Origin of the sequence: Agrobacterium vacciniicorymbosi (assembly GCF_040427045.1) — a bacterium.
GTDB lineage: Bacteria > Pseudomonadota > Alphaproteobacteria > Rhizobiales > Rhizobiaceae > Agrobacterium.
In genome coordinates, this window is sequence record NZ_JBETMF010000005.1 from 209,602 (window position 1) to 234,422 (window position 24,821).

General features: G+C 57.5%; 28 protein-coding genes. 15 read left to right on the forward strand and 13 right to left on the reverse strand.

Going from position 1 to position 24,821, the window contains the following annotated elements:
- Positions 1–64: 64 nt before the first annotated feature.
- Entirely contained in the window at positions 65–733 is a 669-nt protein-coding gene (locus ABUK73_RS10230) for a hypothetical protein (protein WP_353577183.1), read from the reverse strand.
- 197 nt (positions 734–930) lie between these two features.
- Here ABUK73_RS10230 and ftsE point away from each other — a divergent pair, with 197 nt between their 5' ends.
- The 4 genes from ftsE (at position 931) to ABUK73_RS10250 (ending at position 4,285) form a co-directional block, all read left to right on the forward strand.
- Positions 931–1,590 carry a cell division ATP-binding protein FtsE gene (ftsE, locus tag ABUK73_RS10235; protein ID WP_113086702.1) on the forward strand — a complete coding sequence of 220 codons (660 nt, stop codon included), beginning with the start codon at positions 931–933 and terminating at the stop codon, positions 1,588–1,590.
- Positions 1,583–2,587, forward strand: a complete 1,005-nt coding sequence (locus ABUK73_RS10240; protein WP_353577184.1) for a cell division protein FtsX — start codon at positions 1,583–1,585, stop codon at positions 2,585–2,587. The genes ftsE and ABUK73_RS10240 overlap by 8 nt, the downstream gene beginning before the upstream one ends.
- 72 nt (positions 2,588–2,659) lie before the next feature.
- On the forward strand, positions 2,660–3,361 hold the full coding sequence (locus ABUK73_RS10245; protein WP_113086704.1) for a YdcF family protein: 702 nt from the start codon (positions 2,660–2,662) through the stop codon (positions 3,359–3,361).
- A gap of 132 nt (positions 3,362–3,493) precedes the next feature.
- Positions 3,494–4,285 carry a lysophospholipid acyltransferase family protein gene (locus tag ABUK73_RS10250; protein WP_353577185.1) on the forward strand — a complete coding sequence of 264 codons (792 nt, stop codon included), beginning with the start codon at positions 3,494–3,496 and terminating at the stop codon, positions 4,283–4,285.
- Here ABUK73_RS10250 and ABUK73_RS10255 read toward each other — a convergent pair.
- The gene (locus tag ABUK73_RS10255; protein ID WP_353577186.1) at positions 4,264–4,800 is read right to left on the reverse strand and encodes a gamma-glutamylcyclotransferase; all 537 of its coding nucleotides are present in this window, start codon (positions 4,798–4,800) and stop codon (positions 4,264–4,266) included. The genes ABUK73_RS10250 and ABUK73_RS10255 overlap by 22 nt on opposite strands.
- Before the next feature lie 46 nt (positions 4,801–4,846).
- Here ABUK73_RS10255 and ABUK73_RS10260 point away from each other — a divergent pair, with 46 nt between their 5' ends.
- Entirely contained in the window at positions 4,847–5,848 is a 1,002-nt protein-coding gene (locus ABUK73_RS10260) for a DUF2125 domain-containing protein (RefSeq protein WP_353577187.1), read from the forward strand.
- 50 nt (positions 5,849–5,898) lie between these two features.
- On the opposite strand, the gene ABUK73_RS10265 is transcribed toward ABUK73_RS10260, so the two are convergent.
- The 3 genes from ABUK73_RS10265 to ABUK73_RS10275 all read right to left on the reverse strand — a co-directional run bounded on the left by ABUK73_RS10265 (position 5,899) and on the right by ABUK73_RS10275 (position 8,778).
- Positions 5,899–6,828 (reverse strand): prephenate/arogenate dehydrogenase family protein, encoded by a 930-nt coding sequence (locus ABUK73_RS10265; RefSeq protein ID WP_113086707.1) that lies wholly within the window; start codon positions 6,826–6,828, stop codon positions 5,899–5,901.
- Complete coding sequence (gene hisC / locus ABUK73_RS10270) at positions 6,828–7,934, reverse strand: histidinol-phosphate transaminase (protein WP_353577188.1); 1,107 nt, start codon at positions 7,932–7,934, stop codon at positions 6,828–6,830. The genes ABUK73_RS10265 and hisC overlap by 1 nt, the downstream gene beginning before the upstream one ends.
- Before the next feature lie 82 nt (positions 7,935–8,016).
- Positions 8,017–8,778 (reverse strand): class I SAM-dependent methyltransferase, encoded by a 762-nt coding sequence (locus tag ABUK73_RS10275; RefSeq protein ID WP_353577189.1) that lies wholly within the window; start codon positions 8,776–8,778, stop codon positions 8,017–8,019.
- Between the two features lie 94 nt (positions 8,779–8,872).
- Here ABUK73_RS10275 and gloB point away from each other — a divergent pair, with 94 nt between their 5' ends.
- Positions 8,873–9,643: a hydroxyacylglutathione hydrolase gene (gene gloB, locus ABUK73_RS10280; protein WP_353577190.1), complete on the forward strand. Its 771-nt coding sequence runs from the start codon at positions 8,873–8,875 to the stop codon at positions 9,641–9,643.
- Positions 9,643–10,077 (forward strand): cupin domain-containing protein, encoded by a 435-nt coding sequence (locus ABUK73_RS10285; protein WP_353577191.1) that lies wholly within the window; start codon positions 9,643–9,645, stop codon positions 10,075–10,077. Before gloB ends, ABUK73_RS10285 begins: the two co-directional genes overlap by 1 nt.
- Positions 10,078–10,090: 13 nt before the next feature.
- Here the strand turns inward: ABUK73_RS10285 and ABUK73_RS10290 are convergent, their stop codons facing one another.
- A complete protein-coding gene (locus ABUK73_RS10290) occupies positions 10,091–10,975 on the reverse strand; it encodes a LysR family transcriptional regulator (protein ID WP_353577192.1) in 885 nt (294 codons plus the stop codon).
- 115 nt (positions 10,976–11,090) lie between these two features.
- On the opposite strand from ABUK73_RS10290, the gene ABUK73_RS10295 reads away from it, so the two are divergent.
- Together ABUK73_RS10295 and ABUK73_RS10300 are read left to right on the forward strand one after the other, a co-directional pair.
- The gene (locus ABUK73_RS10295) at positions 11,091–11,552 is read left to right on the forward strand and encodes a VOC family protein (RefSeq protein WP_353577193.1); all 462 of its coding nucleotides are present in this window, start codon (positions 11,091–11,093) and stop codon (positions 11,550–11,552) included.
- A gap of 99 nt (positions 11,553–11,651) precedes the next feature.
- Positions 11,652–12,488: an SDR family NAD(P)-dependent oxidoreductase gene (locus tag ABUK73_RS10300; protein ID WP_353577194.1), complete on the forward strand. Its 837-nt coding sequence runs from the start codon at positions 11,652–11,654 to the stop codon at positions 12,486–12,488.
- Positions 12,489–12,581: 93 nt separating this feature from the next.
- On the opposite strand, the gene ABUK73_RS10305 is transcribed toward ABUK73_RS10300, so the two are convergent.
- Positions 12,582–13,355 (reverse strand): DUF3108 domain-containing protein, encoded by a 774-nt coding sequence (locus ABUK73_RS10305; RefSeq protein WP_353577195.1) that lies wholly within the window; start codon positions 13,353–13,355, stop codon positions 12,582–12,584.
- Positions 13,356–13,607: 252 nt separating this feature from the next.
- Between ABUK73_RS10305 and rpmB the strand changes: the two genes are divergently transcribed.
- From rpmB to ABUK73_RS10335, 6 genes are all read left to right on the forward strand, one after another.
- Positions 13,608–13,898, forward strand: coding sequence for a 50S ribosomal protein L28 (rpmB, locus tag ABUK73_RS10310; RefSeq protein WP_353577196.1), 291 nt, complete (start codon positions 13,608–13,610; stop codon positions 13,896–13,898).
- A gap of 110 nt (positions 13,899–14,008) precedes the next feature.
- Positions 14,009–14,644 carry a queuosine precursor transporter gene (locus ABUK73_RS10315; RefSeq protein WP_353577197.1) on the forward strand — a complete coding sequence of 212 codons (636 nt, stop codon included), beginning with the start codon at positions 14,009–14,011 and terminating at the stop codon, positions 14,642–14,644.
- 205 nt (positions 14,645–14,849) lie between these two features.
- The gene (locus tag ABUK73_RS10320; protein ID WP_113086835.1) at positions 14,850–15,284 is read left to right on the forward strand and encodes a helix-turn-helix domain-containing protein; all 435 of its coding nucleotides are present in this window, start codon (positions 14,850–14,852) and stop codon (positions 15,282–15,284) included.
- Positions 15,285–15,357: 73 nt separating this feature from the next.
- On the forward strand, positions 15,358–16,536 hold the full coding sequence (locus tag ABUK73_RS10325) for a YcaO-like family protein (RefSeq protein WP_353577198.1): 1,179 nt from the start codon (positions 15,358–15,360) through the stop codon (positions 16,534–16,536).
- Positions 16,536–17,225 (forward strand): TfuA-like protein, encoded by a 690-nt coding sequence (locus ABUK73_RS10330; RefSeq protein ID WP_353577199.1) that lies wholly within the window; start codon positions 16,536–16,538, stop codon positions 17,223–17,225. Before ABUK73_RS10325 ends, ABUK73_RS10330 begins: the two co-directional genes overlap by 1 nt.
- 127 nt (positions 17,226–17,352) lie before the next feature.
- Positions 17,353–17,589, forward strand: a complete 237-nt coding sequence (locus tag ABUK73_RS10335; protein WP_113086720.1) for a hypothetical protein — start codon at positions 17,353–17,355, stop codon at positions 17,587–17,589.
- A gap of 49 nt (positions 17,590–17,638) precedes the next feature.
- On the opposite strand, the gene mmsB is transcribed toward ABUK73_RS10335, so the two are convergent.
- From mmsB to ABUK73_RS10365, 6 genes are read right to left on the reverse strand one after another with little or no spacing between them, the layout of a single operon-like run.
- Positions 17,639–18,526 (reverse strand): 3-hydroxyisobutyrate dehydrogenase, encoded by an 888-nt coding sequence (gene mmsB / locus ABUK73_RS10340; RefSeq protein ID WP_353577200.1) that lies wholly within the window; start codon positions 18,524–18,526, stop codon positions 17,639–17,641.
- Positions 18,527–18,556: 30 nt separating this feature from the next.
- A complete protein-coding gene (gene lpdA, locus ABUK73_RS10345; protein WP_353577201.1) occupies positions 18,557–19,948 on the reverse strand; it encodes a dihydrolipoyl dehydrogenase in 1,392 nt (463 codons plus the stop codon).
- A 7-nt stretch (positions 19,949–19,955) separates the two neighbouring features.
- Complete coding sequence (locus tag ABUK73_RS10350; protein WP_353577202.1) at positions 19,956–21,197, reverse strand: dihydrolipoamide acetyltransferase family protein; 1,242 nt, start codon at positions 21,195–21,197, stop codon at positions 19,956–19,958.
- 2 nt (positions 21,198–21,199) lie between these two features.
- The gene (locus ABUK73_RS10355) at positions 21,200–22,213 is read right to left on the reverse strand and encodes an alpha-ketoacid dehydrogenase subunit beta (RefSeq protein WP_353577203.1); all 1,014 of its coding nucleotides are present in this window, start codon (positions 22,211–22,213) and stop codon (positions 21,200–21,202) included.
- Between the two features lies 1 nt (position 22,214).
- Positions 22,215–23,447 (reverse strand): 3-methyl-2-oxobutanoate dehydrogenase (2-methylpropanoyl-transferring) subunit alpha, encoded by a 1,233-nt coding sequence (locus ABUK73_RS10360; protein WP_353577204.1) that lies wholly within the window; start codon positions 23,445–23,447, stop codon positions 22,215–22,217.
- 51 nt (positions 23,448–23,498) lie between these two features.
- Positions 23,499–24,626 (reverse strand): acyl-CoA dehydrogenase family protein, encoded by a 1,128-nt coding sequence (locus ABUK73_RS10365; protein ID WP_353577205.1) that lies wholly within the window; start codon positions 24,624–24,626, stop codon positions 23,499–23,501.
- Between the last annotated feature and the right edge of the window lie 195 nt (positions 24,627–24,821).

Genomic DNA, 24,821 nt, shown 5'->3' on the forward strand with positions numbered 1-24,821 from the left:
ATCCGGCGCCAGCATCAAAGAATACGGGCATCAGGGACGGAACGAAGGGCGTCCGGTAGCACAGTCAGCGCTCGGAAACACCCGTTTGCGCGAAAGAAAGCTTGATTTCCGGCGTTTTTCCACCGGGATGGCGCAATTTTGCTGAGAAGCCATGGCTCAGACCCGGCTCGATCTCTGTCACAGGCGGCTCGATCAGCATGCTTGCGACCTTCTCACCCTTGGCCGCAAACAAATCCGCGCGGATGGCCGGTATGGTCTCGACCTCACCGCCATTGTTTTCAACGATGCCGTTGATGACAAGCACTTCCATACCGCCCGCGTCCTGCGGCGTGACGGTGATGTGGCTGATCCCCAGCGGGGAAACCGGGGCCGCGGTGGCGGATTTTTCCTGCATCATCACGGTAAAGCCGCCCGACAGAAAGAACACGCCGACAACGGCGGCTGCCACGATGGCCGAATAACCATCGACGGAAAGGCCGGATAGCTTTCTGTCCACCCAGTCGATGAACGAGCGCAGCGCGCTCAAGGCTGAAACGGGTTTCGACTCGTTCTGTTGATAAGCTTTGTGGCGATTGTCGTTTCCGTAGTCACGAAACGGCGTTTCCTTTATCGTGACAAACTCGGCATCTACGATGTCATCACCGTTGCGCGTTCGCCATGTCTGGCGAAGCGGCGTTTCCGGCATCAAAAGGTCCAAATCGAGTGCCGCGTGCCGGCGAGATGAACGGAACATACCCATGAAGTTCCCTCGGTCAGGTTTTCGGCCCGATAAAAACTGGGCATTGAATGAAATCCTGCCTAGTCGTAAATTTAATTGGTTAATGCTTTGCAAAGATCGTTCGATGAGCCGCCCGCAGGGCCGCCTAGCGTGTAAAAGGCTCCAACGATGACGCAAATCACGCGCCACGAAAGCAAAAGACTGGAAGTTCGTTGATCCATTTCGAAAATGTCGGGTTGCGGTACGGCATGGGCCCGGAAATCCTGCGGGATATGACCTTCGATATCCCCAAGGGCTCGTTCCAGTTTCTGACCGGCCCATCTGGCGCGGGCAAAACCACACTTCTGCGCCTGTTGTTGATGTCGCTGCAGCCGACGCGTGGTCATATCCGCATGTTCAGCCGGGACGTGTCGCGCATTCCGCGCAGCGAATTGCCGCTGCTGCGTCGCCGCGTCGGCATCGTGTTCCAGGATTTCCGCCTTCTCGATCATCTCACCACCTATGAGAATGTCGCGCTGCCGCTGCGTGTGCGCGGCAAGGAAGAGAGCGCTTATCGCAATGATGTGATCGAGCTGTTGAAATGGGTTGGCCTTGGCGAGCGCATCAATGTTTTGCCGCCGATCCTGTCCGGCGGGGAAAAGCAGCGTGCCGCCATTGCCCGCGCCCTGATGGACCAGCCCGAAATTCTGCTGGCCGACGAGCCGACGGGTAACGTCGATCCGCCTATGGCCAAGCGTCTGCTCAACCTGTTTCTGGAGCTGAACCGGCTGGGCACGGCTGTCGTTATCGCCACCCATGATTTCGGACTGATGGATCAGATCGATGCGCGGCGGATGATCCTGACGGAAGGACGGCTTGACGTTTATGAATGAGATAAGCCGCAAACCGCTTAAACCCGAACAAAAGCCAGCTCCCAAGCTGCCGCAGATGCGCATCAGGCCCATGGCACCTATTCTGCCGCCATCCAATATTCAGGGCAATGCGCTGATCGTCGTCATTGCCATCATGGCGTTTCTGGCCTGTCTGACGCTGGGCGCGGTCAGCATGGTGCGCGCCACCGCCGCAACATGGCAGAGCCAGATTTCGCGTGAAATCACCATTCAGATCAAGCCGGAGGAAGGGCTGGATATGAATGCAGCGCTGAACAAAGCCCGCAATCTTGCGCTGAGCTTCGTCGGCACGCGTGAAGGCACGATCATGGATGATGCGGCCACCGCGCGCCTGCTGGAGCCCTGGCTCGGCACCGGCCTTGACCTTTCGGAACTGCCCGTGCCGCGCCTCGTCATCATCACCATCGATGAAAGCAATCCGCCGGACTTCGAGGCGATGCGCGCCATGCTGAAGACCGAAATTCCACAAGCGTTTCTCGATGATCACCGCACATGGGTGGACCGCCTGGTCTCCATGGCGCATACCACGGTCATGATCGGCCTTGGCGTGCTGGTCCTCGTTTTCAGCGCCATGGTATTGACGGTGGTTTTTGCCACACGCGGTGCACTTTCAGGCAACCGACACATTGTTGAGGTTTTGCATTTCGTCGGCGCAGAAAGCAGCTTTGTCGCCCGCGAATTCCAAAAGCATTTCCTCAAGATCAGTCTCAAGGGTTCGGGCGCCGGAAGTGCCCTCGCGGCCTTGGTCTTTCTCGCCGCCGGCTTCTGGCAGTCCCGCACACTGGCGACGCCGCAGAGCGATCAGGCCAGCGCTCTATTCGGCTCGTTTTCTGTCGGAGTAGATGGTTATCTCGGGATTTTCGCGACCATGATGATCATCGCTTTGTTGACCACCATCACCGCCCGCGTCACCGTCATCCGCACGATTGATGACATCGACCGCGTGCGTTCCGATCCGTCGAAAAGCGAGGGCGTTTGAGGTTGAATAAGCGCGCCGCAGAGCCGTCACAACCGCCTGTTCCTTGCCTTAATCCACGCTTATGGATAACTCATGGCAATGAGTCGCACAGACCCTGATGACCAGTCAACACAGACGCCGCGAAACCGCTGGTTTTCGCGGCGTGGGCGTTTGCGCCGGTTCGTGCGGGCCGCCATCCTGATTTTTGTGGTTATTGTGGGGGCCATTTTCGGCGGTTTTTTGTGGTTCGCTGATTCGGTCGCTTCGATGCGCCCACCATCTTCAACCAAGGCCGATGGCATCATCGTCCTGACCGGCGGCTATCTCAGAATTGATCAGGCCGTTGGCCTGTTGCGCGATGGTGTTGGCAAACGCCTTTTGATTTCCGGCGTCAATCCTTCCACCACCCGCGCACAAATCCGAAAAATGACGCAGAGTTCGTCCGATCTTTTCGCCTGCTGCGTGGACATGGGCTATCAGGCTGTCGATACAATTGGCAACGCGAGTGAAGCGGCGCAATGGATCAAGGACCGCGGTTACGCAACGGTTGTTGTCGTCACCAACAACTACCACATGCACCGCAGCCTGCATGAATTGCGCAGTTCCAGCCCAGACACGAACTTCATTGCCTATCCGGTCATCAATTCTGATCTGGCCCGCACCAACTGGTTTTCCAACCCGGATGTGGTGCGCACGATGATCTCCGAATATATCAAATTCGTTGCCGCCGCCGCCCGCGATCTGACCGGGCTTGGCAAGGGTAACGGCCTGCGCAACGGCTCATCCGCGACCTGACTGCTCCCGTGTGTTCAACGTCGGATTGGCCTTGCTGAAACACCCTGTTTTCGTGTAGGCGTTCAGCCCTGCGCACGACATCGGAGATTGCTTCCTTTCGTTGAGACGGATGCGCCTGGAGAAGCTTTTTTCATGCTCAGACTGCGTTCCATTCTCTTCAACACGCTGTTCTATCTCAACCTCATCCTGCGGATGGTCGTGCTGACGCCAATCTATTTCCTCGTGCCGCGCAAGATGGCATTTGAGATACCGAAAGCCTGGGCGCGTTCCAATCACTGGCTGATGAAAGTCATCGTCGGGACCACCTTCGAGATTGAAGGTCTGGAAAACATTCCCGAATCCGGCTGCATCTTTGCGCCGAAACACCAGTCCTTCTGGGATACCTATGCGCTGCTGCCCAATCTCAAAGACCCCGTTTACATTCTGAAGCGGGAATTGATGTGGATACCGCTTTTTGGCTGGTACGTGGCCAAGCAGCGGATGATCCCGGTCAACCGCGCCGCGCGGGGCAAAGTCATGCTCAAGGTCATGGAGCGCGCCAAGGAAGAAATGGCCAAGGGGCGCGAACTCATCATCTATCCGGAAGGCACGCGCCGCCCACCCGGTGCCGAACCTGAATATCGCTATGGCATCGCCCGGCTCTACCGCGACCTGAAAGTCCCCGTCGTGCCTGTCGCCATGCATCCCGGCCTGTTCTGGCCGCGCCGCTCGACAATGCGCTATCCCGGCCACTTCAAGGTCCGCATCCTGCCCGCCATTCAGCCCGGTCTCGACCCGGATGTCTTTTTCAAGCAGCTGATCGAGGTCACGGAGAAGGCAAGCGACGAGCTGCTGCTGGAAACCGCACGCAACAATCCTGATCTTCCCATGCCGCCAACCGCCGTCAAACGGCTGGCAGAACTTCAGGGCACGGCCGCAGACTGAGCCTTAACATTGGAGACGACACGCTCCAGAAGCGCGTCCCGGATACCCATGTCTTTCAGGTGTGCAACGGTGTTGAACACGTAATCGACATTGGGGCCGGAGCGGCCTGACGCATGGCGCACGATGGTTGCGGCATCTTCCAGCGCCAGATCACCGATATATTGCGGATGCTTGCAGTCTGCCACATAGGTCAGCGCCATCTGCCGCCTGCCATCTGACAGGCCAACGGACAAGACCCGTTCCTTATAGACGTTGCTGACAAGCTCGCGCTCGCGCAGATAATCGAGAACGGGCTCACGGTCTGCATTCGATACGCGGAATGCAACGCCGAGGCAGGAGCCGCCGCGTTCCAGTCCCAGAACCAATCCCGGATTTTCATCCGTTCCGCGATACACATTCGAGCGTATGCACAGCGAACGCCGGTATCCATATAAACGCGCCTGCTGGCGCTCCTCAAACGGGAAGCCGGGGTTCCACATCAACGAACCGTAGCCAAAGACCCAAAAATCGTCCATATCGCAAGCCAAACCAAATCACCTGTGTGTACCATTGGAGATCATCATGGCAGCGTCAAGCCAATCCCGAACCGGTCGAAAATTCCTTTTTCTCGGTCTTGGGATAATAGTTTTCGTTGCCATTTACACTGCGGGCTGGTTTTACGCCGCGCACAGGCTTCAGGAAACCGTTATTCGCACACTGGCCCCCGGCGGCTCAGCTGGCGTCACCGGTGAGTGCCGCGATATCGCCTTCAGGGGTTACCCCTTCCGCATCGGCTTATTCTGCTCCAAGGTCGATGTCCAGAATACCCGCAACGACATGACCGCCTCCTTTGGCGCGCTTCGCTCGGCTGCGCAGCTTTATGCTCCCGGCCACATCGTCTGGGAACTGGATTCGCCAGCCACCATCAAGACCGGCCATGGCCTCGACATTTCCGCGCAATGGACCAGCCTTCAATCCAGCCTCGTGACGAAGCTGAAAGGTATAGACCGCACATCACTGGTTATCGACGGGCTGAAGGCAACCGCCGTGTCCTCGGTCACCAGCCAGACAATCGATTTCGATGCCGCCAAGACGGAAGTTCACCTGCGCCAGAATGGTCCAGACCTCGATGGTGCCGTGACGTTGACCGACGCATCCACGGTCATCAAGGACTGGCCGCAGCTTCTGCCGCGCCTGAATGCGATTGCCGATGTGACGCTTGCCGGCAAGGCTGGCATGATCGACGGCAGTGATCGCACCGGGCTTTATGGTGCCAGCGGTGAATTGCGTCGTGTCATGCTGGATATTGGCGATGGCCGCACCATGCGCATCACAGGCCCCTTCTCCTTCGATGATCAAGGCTATCTCTCGGGCCAGTTCAAGCTGGAGATCGAGAAGCTGGGGGATTGGGCCAACAATGCCAAACAGGCCTTTCCGCAATTGCGCTCGACAATCGATACGGCCCGCAAACTGCTCGGCGCTCTCGCCGGAGGCGGCGATAGAGCATCGGTCGATCTGGTGGTTGATCGCGGTCGTGCCACCGTCAGCGGCTTCATTCCACTCGGAAAGATCCCGCCGATCTGATGTTCAGGTAGAACGAAGGCCGTGGCCTTCGTTCCGCAGTTTGAAGCAGATTATTTCTTCTGATCCAGCGTATGGCGCCCGAAGTCTGGCGCATCCACATCCTGTCCTGCCTGAACGATGGAACGGCGAATTGTGCGCGTGCGAGTAAAGAGTTCGAACAGCTTGTCGCCCTCACCCCAACGGATCGCTCGCTGTAGATAGGCCAAATCCTCGGAGAAACGCGCAAGCATTTCCAGAATGGCATCCTTGTTGTGCAGGCAGATATCCCGCCACATGGTGGGGTCGGATGCGGCCAGACGAGTGAAGTCACGGAAACCGGAGGCGGAATATTTGATGACTTCCGATTCCGTTACCGTGCCCAGGTCATCCGCCGTGCCAACGATATTGTAGGCGATGATGTGCGGCAGATGCGAGACGATGGCGAGAACCTTATCGTGGTGCTCCGGCTCCATCTCATCGACGCGCGAACCGAGCTTTTCCCAGAACGCCTTGAGCTTGCCGAGTGCCACCGCATCCGTGCCCGGCAGCGGTGTGAAGATGCACCAACGATCATGAAACAGGCCTTCAAAACCGGCATCCGGGCCTGATTTTTCCGTACCTGCCAGCGGATGGCCTGGAATGAAATGGATATTGTCAGGCATGTGCGGTGCCATCTGGGCAATCACCGATGCCTTGGTAGAGCCCACATCGGTCACGATAGAACCGGCTTTGAGATGCGGCGCGATCTGCTGTGCCACGCTTTCGGACGCGCCGACCGGCACGGACACGATCACCAGATCGGCATCCTTCACCGCATCCGCTGCGGAGACGGTATAGGACGTTCCGAGCCCAAGCTCTTCCGCCCGCTTCAGCGTCGCTTCGCTTCGGGTAGAAATGACGACCTCGCGGGCAAGCCCCAATGCCTTGATATCGCGTGCGATGGACGAGCCAATGAGACCAATGCCGATGAGGGCAATGCGGTCGAACAGAATATCACTCATTACGCCTGCCCCATAAATTCGGTGAGAGCAGCGATAACGCCGAGGTTTGCTTCTTCCGAGCCGACCGTCATGCGCAGCGCATTGGCAAAACCATAGCCGCGCACGGCTCTTAAAATATAACCGCGCCGCGTCAGGAATTCGTCCGCCTCTGCCGCGCGCTTACCATCCACGTCAGGGAAATGGATGAGAACGAAATTGGCAACCGACGGCGTAACTGTCAGCCCAAGTTCGGTAAACGCACTGGTCAGCTTGTCCAGCCATTCCAGATTATGCGCCACAGCCTGTTGCATGAACGCCTGATCGCGTATCGCAGCTCCACCGGCAGCAATGGCCGGGGCATTCATGTTGAAGGGACCGCGCACACGATTCAGCGCATCAATAATGGCGGCGGGACCATACATCCAACCGACACGCAGTGCCGCCAGACCATAAACCTTGGAAAAAGTACGCGTCATGACGACATTGGCGTTGCCGGACACAAGCTCCAGACCCGCCTCATAATCGTTCTTGCGGACATATTCTGCATAGGCGGCATCCAGCACCAGAAGGACATGCGTGGGCAGGCCCGCTTGCAAACGGCGGATTTCCGAAACCGGTACATAGGTTCCTGTCGGATTGCCGGGATTGGCGATGAAGACCATCTTCGTCTTGGGTGTCACGGCGGCTAGGATTGCGTCTACATCGACGGTACAATCCCTTTCCTTCACGGTCACGACGGTTGCGCCTGCGCCCATGATCTGGATCTTGTAGACCAGAAAGCCATGTTCGGTGATGATCGCCTCATCATCTGCACCCAGATAGACGTGGCAAAGCAGGCCCAGCAGCTCATCCGAACCGTTGCCGCAAATGATATTGGCGATATTCAACCCATGAACATCGGCAATGGCCTGACGCAGCGCGGTTGCCTGTCCATCCGGATAGATTTGCAGATTGGAAGCGGCGGCCTTGAAGGCCTCTATGGCTTTTGGGCTTGCACCAAGCGGCGTTTCATTGGAGGAGAGCTTATAGACCTTGGCCACCCCTTCCGCATGCTCCTTACCCGGAACATAAGCGGCGATATCCAGAATACCTGGACGCGGAACAGGTTGGTTAAGCTCTGCACTCATTTCATCGACCTTCGGAAAAACGCCAGTGACCCGGCAAGACAATGCCGCAGGCATTAGACCGGAATGTGCTATTTGTCGAGTGTCAGCGAGGCTTTCCCGGTTCCGTCGACGTCCTTGTGGTTGGAACACCCTGAGGCGCTAAAACGGGAACGAAAACGCGGCGTGACGCCCGCTGGCTGACGGGCAAGCCCTGATAGAGCCGCTTTTGCGCTTCCACGATAATCACACCGGAAAAGACCGGCCACAGCTTGCGGCCTGTCGTTTCCAGATACCGCCGAAACCGCAGGATGGACCGCACTTTCGAGGGCGGAAAAAACAGCGCTTCGGCCGTGGCACCGGGGGTGAAGTTCGTCTCGCGCAGAAGCGATGTCAACTGGCTGCGGGAATAGGGTCGACCGGAACCGAAGGGCGTGTGTTCCATTCGCGCCCAGACGCCGCGTCGGTTCGGCACCACGATCACCAGCCTTCCGCCGGGGGCCAGAACCCGCCAGAACTCTTTCAAAGTCTCGCGCGGATTTTCCGCAAATTCCAGCGAATGGACCATCAAAACCCGGTCAATCGAGGAATCGGGCAACGGCAATTCCTCATCGAAAACAAGCGCGGTCGAAGAAAGCTCGCCAGCTGGCCAGTTTACCGCCCCCTGCCCGGCGGGCATGAAAGCGAAGGTCCGCTCGGTGTCACGCCGAAAACGCTCCAGAAACGGCACCGCATAGCCCACACCCACCAGCCGCTCGTCCGGCAAGGGAGGCCAAAGCGTCGATAGCGCCATGGTAATCGCCTGCTCGGCGGAGCGGCCAAGCGGAGAATGGTAAAATTCGCGCAGATCGACAATATCGGTGTTCATGGTCAGAATGTAGCAGTCCCCGGTTGGACTTCAAGGCTGACGGGTCTACATAGAACATAGTCATGGTCTGAAAGCGCGAAGATGGAGAGGAAACATGAAGCCGTTGGAAATAGAGGTCTTTTCTTGTCGCAGCGATAATTTCGGTGTTCTGCTGCATGATAGCGAAACTGGCGTCACCATTTCGATAGACGCGCCCGAGGAAGCCCCCATCATCGATGCGCTCAACCGTCGCGGATGGACGCTGACCCATATTTTCACCACCCATCACCACATGGATCACGTCGAGGCCAATCTTTCGCTAAAGGAAAAATTCGGCTGCGAAATCCATGGGCCTTATGAAGAGGCAGTCGCTATACCCGGGCTGGATAAATCTGCCGCTGATGGTGACGAGTTCGAACTTGCCGGACGCCGCGTGCAGATCATTGCCACACCCGGCCACACCGCCGGACACATCTGCTATTATCTGCCGGATGACGCCCTGCTGTTTGCCGCCGACACGCTGTTTGCCATGGGCTGTGGCCGTCTGTTCGAACGCCCCGCTGCCGATATGTGGCATTCCTTCCAGAAGCTCATGGCGCTTCCCGATGATACCAAGGTCTATTTCGGCCACGAATACACGCTCTCCAACGCCCGTTTCGCGTTGACAGTCGATCCAGACAACGCCGCGCTTCAGCAACGCGCGCGCGAAGTGGAAGACTTGCGGAGCCGGGGAGACTTCACCATTCCCACGACAATCGGCCTTGAGAAACAGACAAACCCCTATATGCGCGTGGCCGATGCCAGCATCCGCGCCCATCTCAACTTTGAGAGTGCAACGGATGCGGAAGTGTTTGCGGAAATCAGAACCCGCAAGGACAATTTCTGATGCCGGGAAGCGTGCTTTCCGCTGAGGCCATCATTGCTGAACTGAAACTGGAGCCACACCCGGAAGGCGGCTTTTACCGCCAGACCTTTCGCGATGCGCCGGATGGTGGACGCGGCCATTCCACAGCCATCTATTATCTGCTGGAGAAGGGCCAACGCTCTCACTGGCACCGGGTCATCGACGCTGCCGAAATCTGGCACCATTATGCCGGTGCGCCGCTTGCGCTGCACTTGAGCATGGATGGGAAATCCGTGGAGACGGTAAAGCTCGGACCTTCCCTCTTCGAAGGCGAAAGACCGCAGGCTATCGTCCCCGCCAATTGCTGGCAGGCCGCCGAAAGCCTCGGCGATTTCACGCTTGTCGGCTGCACCGTTTCACCGGGCTTCGTCTTTGAAAGCTTCGTCATGGCAGAGCCCGGCTGGTCACCGGGCTGAGCCCATTGCCGTCTCAAACGCGAAGCGCCTCAATCAGCACCCGCACGCCTGCCGACAGATATTTCCGTGTCGGATAATAAAGGTAAAGCCAGTCTTCCGGCGCACTCCAGGATGCGAGGCACTCCGTCAGCCGTCCATCGGCAATATAGGGGCGCGCACGCTCTTCCCAGACATAGGCAAGGCAGACGCCGGAAAGCGCGGCTTCCACCATCAACTCATGATCATCCAGCGAAAGCGGACCAGTCGGCTCGAATTCGATGATCTTTCCCGCGCGGCTGAACTCCCACGGATAGGCTTTTCCGTTTGGATAGATATTTCGGATGCACACATGCTGGCGAAGATCCGCAGGCGACTTTGGCAGGGAATGCTGCTCGAAATAAGCGGGCGAACCGACCACCGCAAAACGCAATCGCGGCTTGATCTTGACCGCCGTCATGCCATCGCGAAGGCTTTCCCCAAGCCGAATTCCGGCATCGAAGCCCTCTTCGACAATATCGACGAGGCGATCCGTCGCGACGATTTCCAGTTGCAGATTGGGGTTTTGCGCAATCACCGGCCCCAGCACGGAACGAAAAACAAAGGGCGCCACGGAATTGGGCGCATTGATGCGAACCTTCCCGAACGGCGTGTCCCTGAACTGATTGAGCGCATCGAGCGCCGAACCGATGTCCCCGAAGGCCGGGGACAACTGAGCAATCAACATCGCGCCTGCATCGGTGAGCGATACGCTACGGGTCGTGCGGTTCAGCAGACGAAGTCCAATGCGTGCCTCCAGATTGCTGACCGCATGGCTGATGGCAGATGCGGTTACGCCGCGCTCTTCTGCGGCGCGCCGGAAATTGCGATGACGGGCAACGGCATCGAAAGCCGCAAGTTCTGAGAGATCTGTTGAGCGCATTACTGAATCTCACTCAGCATTGATGAAAACATTATCCATCTAATCCTTCAGATCAAAAAGGTCCAGATTTCTCCTCGTAAACGGCGCTGGTGCCGAAAAACAAGGAGACAGGACAATGGCCGACTTCATTCCTCCCGCACATAATCGCACATCGCCCTTTGCCGATATGCGTGGTCATCACGTCGCGGTTCGCACGCCGGACCTCGAAACAGCCAAGCGCTGGTATGTCGAAAAGCTCGACTTCCGCGTCGTTGCCAAATGGGATTATGCCGATGAGCAGCTCGCCTACCTCGCCCCTGCCACGGACGACCATTTCTATGTTGAAATTCTGGGCGGCGGAGATCCATCCCCCAAGGAGGTTCGCCCCTATATCGATCTCGGCGAAAGCCTCAACTATGCAGGCTACCACCACTTCTGCCTGAGCGTTGAAAGCGTGGATGCCACCGTCGAGGAATTGCGGTCCCGTGGTGTCACCATCGTTACCGAACCGTTCGAACTTCTGGCCATCAGCCGCCGCCTCGCCTTTTTCTGCGATCCGTTCGGCAATCTGATCGAGTTGGCCGAGGTCCTGCCCTGAGCCTCTCACCGAGAGGCCGGCTTTCGCCCTCAATACGTCAACAGTCCTATTTCACTGAAACGGCGCTGAGCGCCAAACACTCATCGAAGGATAATGATCATGAAAGTATGGTTCATCACTGGTGCCTCCCGCGGCTTCGGCGCACTGGTCACCACAAGAGCACTCGCACAGGGCGATGCCGTGGTTGCCACCGCCCGCAATCCCAAAAGCGTCAGCGAGCGCTTTGGTGAACACCCCAATCTGTTGCCCGTGGCCCTTGACGTTACCGATGACAAGCAGGCGGTTGCCGCCGCCAATGCCGCAATCGAACGCTTCGGTAAGATCGATGTCCTGCTGAACAATGCCGGATTCGGCCTGATGGGCGCCGTCGAAGAAGCAACACCCGCAGAAGTCGAAGCCGTTTACCGCACGAATGTCTTCGGTCTTCTGAATGTCACTCGCGCCGTGCTGCCCTTCATGCGAAAAGCGCGCTCAGGCCGCATCCTCAACATTTCCTCCATCGGGGGTTATCGCGGGGCAGCAGGTTTCGGTGTCTATTCCTCCACCAAATTCGCGGTCGAGGGATTAAGCGAAGCGCTGCATGACGAACTTGCACCTCTTGGCATCAAGGTCACGGTGGTAGAGCCGGGATATTTCCGCACGGACTTTCTGGACTCGTCTTCGCTGTCCGTCAGCAACACGGTCATCGAGGATTACGAAGCAACGGCGGGAAAAGTCCGTACCATCGCCGCAGGTCTCAGCCACAACCAGCCCGGAGATCCGCAGAAGCTGGCCGACGTTCTGACAGCCTTCGCGGATGCGCCAAATCCACCGGTACGCCTGCCGCTCGGTAGCGATACAGTCGCTGCAATCGAGGACAAACACCACAAGGATGGTTTGATACTGTCTGAATGGCGCTCGGTATCAGTCTCAACCGATTTCGCTGCCGGTGCGTGATCTTACCGGTCAGGCATACATCTGGTCTCGATAAGAATTAAAAAGCCGCCCGGCAGAACCGGGCGGCCAAAACCATTTTAAAATCAGGCGAATTTACCCGCCATATTTGGTCGCGGTGATATAGACCTGACCCACCTTGGTGGGGATACGCGCGTAGACCGGCGCATAGACATCCATATTGCTTGCCTTGGCAAACCAGATTTCCATGGAAATCGACTTCAGATACTCAATGTCTTTTCGGCCCTTGCGGAAACCGGACTTCGGCACATAGCGCGCATTGCAGACAATGGCGTCACCGGTAAATCCATTGGTCGCAAAAGGCTTGGTGCCGCCGGAGCTCAAGACCAGATCCAGACGCGATTCCCCATCATAGATCGGCAGGCGGCTGGGGCAGATGCGGCCACCAACGGGAAAGATCAACCCCGAAATCGGATCGAGCACCGAGCGCAGATCGCGGTCCTTCACATCGACCCAATTGTCGGGCCGCGTTTTCGGCGCGGGATCGACGGTCGTGGAGGTCACATTACCGTTGCGGTACTGCACATCATAAGTGCGGGTGCGCTTGCCATCCTTGTAAACCAGCGAATATTCGTTGGCCTGCATGCGGTTTCCACGCTTGGCACCGGAGACATTTGTGCGCCCGGAAATATCCTTCAGTACGCTGGCGATGCCTGCGGAACTGAACGAGCCCGAAATGGAATAGGTCGTGCCTTCCATACGAGTCGAAAAATTCGCGCGCGCAATGGGCAGAAGACCCAGATTGATGCTGTATTCGCTATCGTGGCGTGTTTCCGCGGCCATGGCTGGCGACAGGCTTGCAAGCGTGATGGCAAGGGCTGCGAAAAACCTTTGTGCTTTGACATTCATTCAGGTAACACCTCGACAGACAGGAAAAGCTGTCCTCTGCCGCGATGATATACGCCGACTTATGGCAATAAAAAAGCAGAGTAACGTGGAAATCCGGCGAAATCGCTCACAAAAAAGAGCGAGCGGCTTGACTGGAAGTTCCTGTCTGACTATAGAACCGCAACTTTCCAATCATTGCCAGTTGGATTGCTCACCGGATTTTGCCGGGTAGCGAGCCGTTGGTGAAACAGACGATAACAAATAGGTGTACCCATGTCCCGTGTATGCGAATTGACCGGCAAGGGCGTCCAGACGGGCAACAACGTCAGCCACGCCAACAACAGAACCAAGCGCCGGTTCCTTCCGAACCTCTGCCAGGTTACGTTGATCTCCGATTCTCTCGGCCAGCGCTTCCGTCTGCGCGTTTCTGCAGCTGCTCTGCGTTCCGTTGAGCATCGTGGCGGCCTCGACGCGTTCCTGCTGAAGGCCAGCGAAAACGACCTTTCGATGCGCGCTCGTCTGCTGCGTCGTCAGATCGCAAAGAAGACTGTTGAAGCCGCTTAATAGCCGTTTCAATATCACGTACTTTCAGAAGGCTTGACTGGCATCTGCCGCTCAAGCCTTTTGCTTGTTTTCATTTGGCTCCAACTGGTGGCATCACCCAGGATAAAAAAATGCCCTACCTGCGCTCGACCATCATTTACGTTCTCCTGATGACCCTCGTTGTCGTCGCATCGAACATTCTCGTTCAGCACCCGCTTTCCGGAACCTTGTTCGGCATCAATCTCGGCGATCTGCTGACATGGGGTGCGTTCACATATCCCATCGCCTTTCTGATCACCGATCTGACCAACCGGCAATTCGGGCCATCCATCGCTCGCCGAGTCGTGCTGGCAGGCTTCGTCGTCGGCGTGACGCTGTCCTTCTGGACATCCATACCGCGCATCGCGATTGCGTCGGGCACGGCCTATCTCATCGGTCAGTTGCTGGATATCTCGGTCTTCAATCGCCTGCGCCGTCAAAGCTGGTGGCGGGCACCGCTGGCTGGCTCCATGCTCGGCTCAGTGCTGGATACCGCCCTGTTCTTCTCGATTGCCTTTGCGGCCACCTTCTCCTTCGTCGGCCCCAATGATGCTTTCGCCATCGAACAGGCCCCGATCCTCGGGATTTTCGCAAGCGAGGCTCCGCGTTGGATTTCCTGGGCCCTGGGCGATCTCTCCGTGAAAGTGCTTGTCGGCATCGTCATGCTACTGCCCTACGGCGCATTGATGAACACGCTAAAGCCAATGCCACCTGCCAAGGCGCAGTAATGGGCGAGAGCTGAAATTTAGGCGGGAATATCGGACGTGAATTGGGACGTTTTTAAAGTCAAAACGAGCATTCGCCATACCGCCCAACCTCAGATTAAGCTATAACTGAAATACACCTGTGATTCCTTCTACCGACCCGTTGCGGTCGCCTGAAGTTTACGGCAATCATGCGTTAAGTTTTACGTTTTTGGAGTCTTGCATCATCATGAAAAAGTCACCCAATTCGACCGATATACATGTGGGCTCACGGATTCGGCTGCGCCGCGTGATGCTGGGCCTCAGCCAGGAAAAGCTTGGCGACGGGCTGGGCATTACGTTCCAGCAGGTTCAGAAATACGAGAAGGGCACCAACCGGGTTGGCGCAAGCCGCCTGCAGCACATTTCAGAATTGCTGGACGTTCACATCTCCTACTTCTTCGAAGGTGGGCCTGATGCGACGGAAGACAAGGCCCTCGCCGTTCCAAGCGTGCTGTCACAGTTCATGAACTCGAAGGAAGGCGTGTCGCTCGCAAAGGCATTCTCGGCCATCGAAGACAGCCGCGTCCGTCGTCGCGTTCTGGAACTGGTTCAGTCCCTGGGCGGCAGCGCTTCAGCCGAGACACAGAAGAACACAGAAACCTCCGTATCCACGACACATTGACCGATATGCCATTCAGACTGGCTGCATGGTATATCTGTCAACGCCGCAGCGTTCACGAAAGTAATGAGTAATCATGCAGCTCGATAACCAACGGGCATGTTCTGCGGGCGAAACTCTGGAAAGGGTTTCGCCTTTTCTTCGTCGCCTCGGCATTACGCGGCTCGCCCGGCAGACTGATCTGGATGATATCGGCATTGCCGTCTGGTGCGCTTATGCGCCCAATGCCAAGGCTATCGTCATTGCCCAGGGCAAAGGGATGGATGACAACGCGGCCAAAACATCGGCCGCCATGGAAGCTATCGAACGGTCGGTCGCTACCAATCCCGCGTGCATATTGCGTGTCACAAACTGGAATAATCTCGAGGCGGAAGGACAGACCGTCCACACGCTGGATTGCCTGCTTTCCCCTCACGCAAAAGCGGTAACACCAGCAGAAGACTTAAGCTGGGTGCGCGCCAATCATCTTCTCACCGGTAAACCCTTATGGCTGCCATATGATGCGGTCCATCTTGACCGCACGGTTTTATCGCCACGCTATTGGCAATCCTCCGATGGGCTAGCCTCAGGCAATACGCGGGAAGAGGCTCTGTTACATGGCCTGCTGGAGCGGGTGGAGCGCGACGCGCTCACCCTGTGGCAGGTGACCCCAGCCGCCAAACGATACAGATCGGCCATCGATACGAAGACAATCACCCAGCCCGACCTTCGCGAAGCTCTGGACAAGATAGATCGCGCCGGTCTCGATATCGTGTTGTTCGATATCACCACGGATTTGGCGATCCCCTGTATCGTCGCGCTTCTCGGTCCGAAAAACCGCACAAATCCACGCGCCATTCGCCATGTCGATATAACGCTCGGCGCTGGCGCCTCCACCATGCCCGAAGTCGCTGCCATGAGGGCAGTCACAGAGGCGGTGCAATCTCGAATGACATTCATCGCTGGGGCGAGAGACGATCTTTTGCCGGATATATTCTCGCAAAGCGCAGAGATCGCGTCGGTCGAAGCGTTGAATGCAGAAGCCTGCAAGGACCTAAACAATCTTCCTTCGCTGGATTCGACATCAACAAAAGCCTCGCTTCAAACTGTTCTGACCCGTCTGGAAAGTTGCGGCATCCACGAACTGTTCGCGGTCGATCTCTCGCCCGAATGGCTGCCTGCCTCCGTGGTCAAGGTCATCGCGCCGCAGCTTGAAAATCCGGACGGCGACCGCCATCGCCGCTTCGGCAGCCGCGCACTTTCCAAGGCTTTGTAATGAAGATCGTCTTTGTCGGGCCGAGCTTGCCGAAAGCTCAAGATTTCGCCGCGCCAGACATCGAACTGCGTCCACCCGCCTGTCAGGGAGATGTCATGCGGGCCTTGGCGGATGGCGCAACCGCCATTGGCTTGATCGATGGCCAATTCGCTATGGCGGCCCCCGTCTGGCACAAGGAATTGCTGTTTGCCCTGTCGAAAGACATTCCCGTTTTCGGTGCGGCCAGCATGGGCGCATTGCGAGCTGCGGAATGCGCGGCCTTTGGCATGATCGGCATCGGCAAAATCTTCGAGGATTTCGCCTCTGGTAAACGTGTTGATGACGCGGATGTCGCCCTGACCTATTGCCCCGCCGAGCTTGGATATCCGGCCTTGAGCATTCCGCTTGTGAATGTAGACGCCACCATCGATAAAATATCCGATCTCGCATTGTTAAGCGAAGCCACTTGCCAGACGTTGCGAGATGCGGCCCGCAAGATTTTCTTCAAAAGGCGCAACTGGAAGAGTATCGCAGATTTGTCAGGCATCGAATTCGAGGTGCTAAAACCCATTCTCGCAAGGTGCCAGGTCGATCAGAAAAAGCTGGACGCGATCGCACTCTTGCAAGTGATGCAGCGAGAGTTGCCGCTGAGAAACGTAAGAGACTGGGAATTCAACGCCACGCCGCTATTTCGGCAGATGTACTTATAGTTTCCGTATAAAGCGAATATGATTTTATCGAAATCTAGCACTGCGTGTGCAACGCTTTTGCAACGCGCTAAATGCAACGTCTGCGCATAGGATGACTCATCGCAACCGAAATTTGATGAGCTTACCGATGACATCCATTCATACTGACGCCCAGATCAATGAACGCCAGGAAGATTTCCTCACCCTCATCAACATGCTGACCTACGCAGAAGGCGTAGCAGAATCACTGGGTGCCCCTTCCGCCAGCTGGTATATCGACGTCGCCAAACAGGCCCTTCAGTCTGCTTTGAGCAGCGAAATGGAAATTGAACTTTCCAACGCTGAGATCGTCAATCTGGCCTCTGTTCGCGCCGGTCACTGCTGATTATTATTTCTTTTCAAGAAATCTCCCACGCCAGGATGAGGGTCACTCCTTATTCTGGCGTTTCTTTGCGTAGCGTCTGGATGATGGCGGAAAAGTCCTTTGCCCCAGCCCCGGCATCACTGAAGCGCTGATAAAGAGCCGCAGCCTCATGGCCAAGCGGTGTTTGCGCCCCTGCCATTTTGGCCGCATCCTGCGACAGCAGCAGATCCTTCAGCATCAACGCCGTGGCGAAACCGGGCTGATAATCCTGATTGGCAGGCGAGGATGGAACGGGGCCCGGCACGGGGCAATAGGTCGTCAGGGACCAGCATTGGCCCGACGAAACCGACGCGACATCGAACAGTGACTGTTGCGAAAGGCCAAGCTTTTCCGCCAGCACAAAGGCCTCCGAGACGGCAATCATCGATATCCCGAGGATCATATTGTTGCAAATCTTAGCGGCCTGCCCCATCGACGCGCCGCCACAATGCACGATCCGCTTGCCCATAGTCTGCAAGATCGCTTCCGCCTTAGCGTAGGTTTCGGCCTCGCCACCAACCATGAAGGTCAAGGTGCCCGCCTGTGCGCCCGTGGTTCCGCCCGATACGGGCGCATCCAGTGACGGACAGCCTTTCTCCTTGGCCATTTCATGCGCATTCCGGGAGCTTTCAATATCGATGGTCGAGCAATCGATCAGCAATGTTCCCGATGGTACGAAAGACACGAGTTCGGTCCAAACGGCCATCACATGTTTCCCCGCGGGCAACATGGTGATGACGACATCGCAACCTTGCAAGGCCTCTTCCATCGAGCCGCAGGCGGTAACACCCCGCGCCGCGGCTTCAGCTAGCAACTCATCCACCAGATCACAGCCTCTGACCGTGTGCCCGGCTTTGACGAGATTGGCGGCCATGGGTCCGCCCATATGACCAAGACCGATAAATGCGATGGATGTCATGTCCGCCTCCCTCCTAAACCCTGCCCACGCCTAGCCATGCAGACCATGGCCCAGCGCCTTGAACGCTGCTTCCTGAAATGCCTCGCTTCGCGTCGGGTGTGTGTGGATCGTGCCCGCAATGTCTTCGAGGCGAGCGCCCATTTCGACAGCCAGCGCAAATGCGCCAGACAGTTCGGAGACACCAGAACCAACCGCCTGTATGCCCAGCACCAGATGATTATCGGCGCGCGCGACAATTCGCACGAAACCGCTTTCATCCCCCATGGTCATAGCCCGGCCGTTGGCACTGAACGAAAATTGCCCGATTGTCACTTCATTGCCCTGCGCTCTCGCTTCGGCAGGCGAAAGACCGACACTGACCACTTCCGGATCTGTAAAACAGACAGCCGGAATGCACCGCTTATCCCACACGCGCTTTGCGCCGGATACAATCTCGGCCACCATCTCACCCTGAGCCGAAGCGCGATGCGCCAGCATCGGCTCACCCGTGACATCGCCTATGGCAAACACGCCGCGCATGGAGGTGCGGCAGCGCTCATCGATACGAATTAAGCGCCCGGCCATATCGAGACCGAGTTCTTCGAGGCCAAGCCCATCCGTGCGCGGTCTTCTGCCGACCGTCACCAGAACCTTGTCGGCACGTAGTGTTTGTTGGTTCCCATCGGGATCAGCAATAACCAATCCCTTGTTATCGAGGCTTTTGGCTATCATATTCGTCAGCACGGTAACGCCGAGTTCGGAAAGCCGCTTTGCGACGGGCTTCACCAGATCGGCATCATATTGCGGAAGAATTTGCCCGGTCGCCTCCACAATCGTGACGTCCGAGCCCATTTTGGCAAAGGCCGTTCCCAGTTCGAGCCCGATATAGCCGCCACCGACGACAACCAGCCTGCGCGGCACCTCTTGCAATGAAAGTGCCTCTGCCGAGGAAAGCACATCGCCGCCGAAGGGCAGATCAGGCAGCTCCACCGGTGCTGACCCGGTGGCAATAACGATGTTTTCCGCCCGCACGATTTGCGAGCCCGTTTCTGTCTCGACCAGCACGGTTTTGCCGTCTCGAAATCTTGCTTTGCCCTCCAGCACCTTGACCTTGGCTTTTTGCAACAGGCCGACAATGCCATTGCTCAGGTGGCTGACGATGCCGCTTTTCCAGACCATCGTCTCGGCCAGATCAAGCGTCGGCTGCTGCACCCGAATGCCGAAAAGGGCTTTGTCCCCGGCCATCTGGCGAACCTTGTGAAACTCTTCGCCCGCATGAATCAGCGCCTTGGAGGGAATGCAGCCGACATTGAGGCATGTGCCGCCAGACTTTGCCTGTTCGACAATGACTGTATCGATACCCAGCTGGCCCGCGCGAATGGCGCAGACATAACCACCCGGTCCCGCGCCAATGATGAGAAGTTTGCAATTTATCTCTTTCATGTCGGCCTCAGCTTTCAATGAAAATCAGGGCTGGCGTTTCAAGCAGCGCTTTGATGCGCTGAATGAAATGCGCCGCATCCCAGCCATCGACAATGCGGTGATCGAAGCTGGAAGACAGGTTCATCATCTTGCGTGGAATGAACTGGCTGCCATCCCAAACCGGCCGCGTCACGATCTTGTTCACGCCAATGATCGCCACCTCGGGGTGATTGATGACGGGCGTCGAGGCAATTCCGCCCATGGCACCCAGCGAACTGACGGTGATGGTGGAGCCAGACAGTTCCTCCCGCTGCGCGCTGCCATTGCGGGCGGCATCGGCAACGCGGGCAAGTTCGGTTGCGCAGTCCCATATGCCCCGCGCCTCGGCGTGGCGGACGACAGGAACGACAAGCCCCGCCGGTGTCTGGGTTGCGATGCCGATATGGACGGCGCTGTAACGGCTGATCACACCCGCCGCATCATCAAACGTCGCATTCATCGCCGGTTGCTCAGCAACAGTTTTGACGATTGCCTGCATCAGAAACGGCAAAATGGTCAGCTTGGGTTGCTCCGGCTTGCGACCGGCATTCATCTTCGCCCGTAATTCCTCGAGATCGCTGACATCCACCTCCTCGACATAGGTAATGTGCGGAATGCGCGAGACGGAGAGCGCCATTTTCTCAGCGATTTTTCGCCGCAGGCCAGTGATCTTGATCTCGTCGACCGCTGTCTTTCTGATGGGTCCGGCGGGTTTCGCTTCCCGAACACCGGAGCCTGAAAATGCGTCGATATCCTCATGCGTTATCCGGCCTGCCGGACCGCTGCCTTGCACCTGGCGAAGGTCGATCCCCCCATCCAGCGCACGGCGACGAACGGCGGGTGAGGCCAGAGGTTTTTGCGCGGATAGCGTTGCAGGGGCGGAAGCCGGCTGCGCCTTTGGAGTTGCGGCCTTCAACGGTTCAGCAATTGGTGCGGCAGCGGGCTTCTCCGTTTCCGGCATCTTTTCCGCTACGGCAACATCACCACTGCCCTCCGTTTCAATGCGGACCAATGGCGCTTTGACGGCAACCGTTTCCCCCACTTCCACGGCAATCCATGTTACGGTGCCAGCCACGGGCGCGGGTATCTCAATCGTTGCCTTATCCGTCATCACGGCGGCAAGAACCATGTCTTCGCGCACCGGATCGCCCGGTTTCACATGCCATTCCACCACTTCGGCTTCCGCGACACCTTCTCCCACGTCAGGCATTTTCAGAACATATTCCGCCATGGTCACGCCTCCATCAGTTCGGTCAGTGCGCGGCCAACGCGGGCGGGGCCGGGGAAATAATCCCATTCCTGCGCATGCGGATAAGGTGTGTCCCAACCGGCGACGCGGATGATCGGCGTTTCCAGATGATAGAAGCAATGTTCCTGCACCAGCGAAACAACCTCTGCACCGAAACCTGAGGTCAACGTCGCCTCATGCACCATCAGACAGCGACCCGTTTTGGAGACGGATTGCACGATCGTATCGAGATCAAGCGGAAGCAGGCTGCGCAGATCGATCACCTCGGCATCGATACCCGTCTCTTCGGCAGCGGCCAGCGCCACATGCACCATCGTGCCATAAGCGATGACGGTAACCTGCGCGCCCGCCCGGCGGACTTCCGCCTTGCCGATGGGGATCGTATAATGTTCTTCCGGCACCTCCCCCAGATCGTGCTTGGACCATGGAATGACTGGCCGATCATGGTGACCGTCGAAGGGGCCGTTGTAGAGCCGCTTCGGCTCCAGAAACATCACCGGGTCCGGGTCTTCGATGGCCGAAATCAACAGCCCTTTGGCATCATAGGGGTTGGAGGGCACCACGACTTTCAGCCCGCAGACATGGGTAAAAAGCGCTTCCGGGCTCTGGCTATGCGTCTGCCCACCAAATATGCCACCGCCTGTCGGCATACGAATGACGATGGGGCAGGTGAAATCGCCATTGGAGCGATAACGGATGCGCGCCGCCTCCTGCGTGATCTGATCGTAAGCCGGGTACATATAATCTGCGAACTGGATTTCGATGCAGGGTTTCAGCCCATAAGCTGCCATGCCGATGGCGGTTCCGACGATGCCGGATTCGCTGATCGGCGCATCGAAACAGCGTGTCCTGCCATATTTGGCCTGAAGCCCCTGGGTCGCGCGAAACACACCGCCGAAATAACCGACATCTTCGCCAAACACGACGACATCGTCATCGCGGCCCATCGAGACATCCATGGCGCTGCGCACCGCTTCGATCATGGTCATTCTGCTCATGTCAGTACCCTGCCTTCTGGCGCTGTCGGCGAATATGGGGCGGCATTTCGGCGTAAACGCCTTCGAAAATATCGCGAACGGAAGGTTTTCCGCCGGCATGCAGCGTGCCGTGGCTTTCCGCCTCCTTCTTTGCCTCGATCACTTCATCCATGATTTCGGCCTCTGCCTGTTCATGCCGCTCTTCAGACCAGACTCCGCGAACGATGAGATGGTTTTTCAGCCGCAAAATAGGATCGCCCAGCGGCCAAGCCTCGGATTCCGTCTTCGGGCGGTAGGCACTTGGATCATCGGAGGTGGAATGTGCGCCCGCGCGGTAGGTGACATATTCCACCAGCGTCGGCCCCAGATTGCGCCGCGCGCGCTCCACCGCCCATTTCGCCACGGCATGGACAGCCAGATAGTCATTGCCATCGACACGCAGTGCCGGAATGCCGAAGCCTAGGCCACGCGCAGCAAAAGTGCCCGATCCACCCCGGGCGATGCCCTGAAAGGTGGAAATGGCCCATTGGTTGTTGACGATGTTGAGGACGATGGGCGCCTTATAGGTAGAGGCAAAAACCAGCGCCGAATGAAAATCCGATTCCGCCGTCGAACCATCACCGATCCACGCCGCCGCGATCTTGGTATCACCCTTGATGGCGGATGCCATGGCCCAGCCCACGGCCTGCACATATTGCGTGGCCAGATTGCCGGAGACCGTGAAGAACCCATGTTCCTTGGAGGAATGAAGAACCGGCATCTGCCGCCCATGCAGCGGGTCTTTTTCGTTGGAGAAAATCTGGTTCATCATGGTGACGAGCGGGTAATCGTCGGCGATCAGAAGCCCGGCCTGCCGGTAAGTCGGGAAGTTCATGTCGCCCTTGGACAGCGCCTTCCGGAAGGCGCAACTGACCGCTTCCTCGCCCAGATGCTGCATATAGAAAGATGTCTTGCCCTGCCGCTGCGCCATCAGCATGCGGGCATCAAACGCTCTTAACCGCATCATATTGCGAAGCCCGACCAGAAGCTCATCATCCGAAAGCGTGCCCGCCCATGGCCCGACTGCCTCGCCGTGGCGGTTCAGAACCCGGATGATCGAGTAAGCGAGATCGCGCATTGTCTCCGGCGCGGCATCCACTTCCGGTCTCGGCACAGCACCGGCTGCGGGTATTTTGACATTGGAGAAATCCGGCTGCCCACCGGGCCGCACCGCAGGTTCCGGCACATGCAGGCTCAAAGGCGTTGTTTCCGTCATCGCTGTCCGCTCCTCCTCAGAACATCCGCCTCCTCAAGCGGTCGACAAACTTCATAAATTGCGCGCGATCACCATCCGCTGCACATCGCTCGTCCCCTCGTAAATCTGGCAAATCCGCACATCGCGATAGATGCGCTCGACCGGGTAATCGGCCATGTAGCCGTAACCGCCATGGATTTGGATGGCATCGGAACAGACCCGTTCAGCCATTTCGGATGCGAAGAGCTTGGCCATGGAAGCCTGCATGAGACAGGGCTCACCCGCCTCTTTCAAAGCAGCGGCGTGCAGCACCAATTGCCGCGCCCCCTCGATCTGCGTGGCCATATCCGCAAGCCGGAAGGCCACGGCCTGATGTTCGCCAATCGGCTTTCCAAAAGCCTTCCGTTCCCCGGCATAATGCTTCGCCGCTTCAAAAGCGGCCCGCGCCATGCCAACGGCTTGCGCCGCAATGCCAATGCGCCCGCCCTCGAGATTGGCAAGCGCAATCCTGTATCCCTCACCCTCGTCACCCAATCGCAACGCGGCAGGGATTCGCATATCCGTAAAGGCAATCTCGCAGGTATCGGAGGAATGAAGCCCCAGCTTCTCCTCCACCCTCACCACCTCATAGCCAGTTGTATCCGTTGGAACGATGAAGGCCGTTATGCCCTTCTTGCCCGCGTCAGGGTCCGTCACAGCAAAGACGATGATGACATTGCCGTTTTTGCCTGATGTGATGAATTGTTTCGAACCGTTGATGATGTAATCGTCGCCATCGCGCACAGCACGCGTTTTGAGATTGGAAGCATCCGATCCGGCTTGCGGCTCTGTCAGTGCAAACCCTCCGATCCATTCGCCGCTGCTGAGCTTCGGCAGGAAACGCTGCTTTTGAGCCTCTGACCCGAATTTCAGAATCGGCACACAGCCGACCGAATTGTGCACGCTCATGATCGTAGAACAGGCACCATCGGCAGCCGCAATCTCTTCCAGCGCCAAAACATAGGCAACCGCACCGGTGTCAGAGCCACCATAATCTTCCGAAACCAGCATGCCGAGAAAACCCAGCTGTCCCATGTCGTGCAATTCATCGCGTGGAAAACGGCTTTGCCTGTCCCGCTCGGCAGCGCCGGGTAGCAAGCGTTCCTGCGCGAAAGACCGCGCCATATCTCTGATCTGTTGCTGGGATTCACTCAGGATCATGCCGCCTCCCAAACGAAGGCTGGCGTGAAACCGCCGATAGCAATCCTGTCTGATGCAGTCACTTTCCACCTCCCTGGAAAGAGCCCTGATGTCGCACCCACCCTCCTCCAAGGGTCAGTGCGTGGCAGCGCTTGAACGCCCGCCATTCATGAACGGTAACACCACAAGCACGAGGATACAAAGCCAATTTGATTG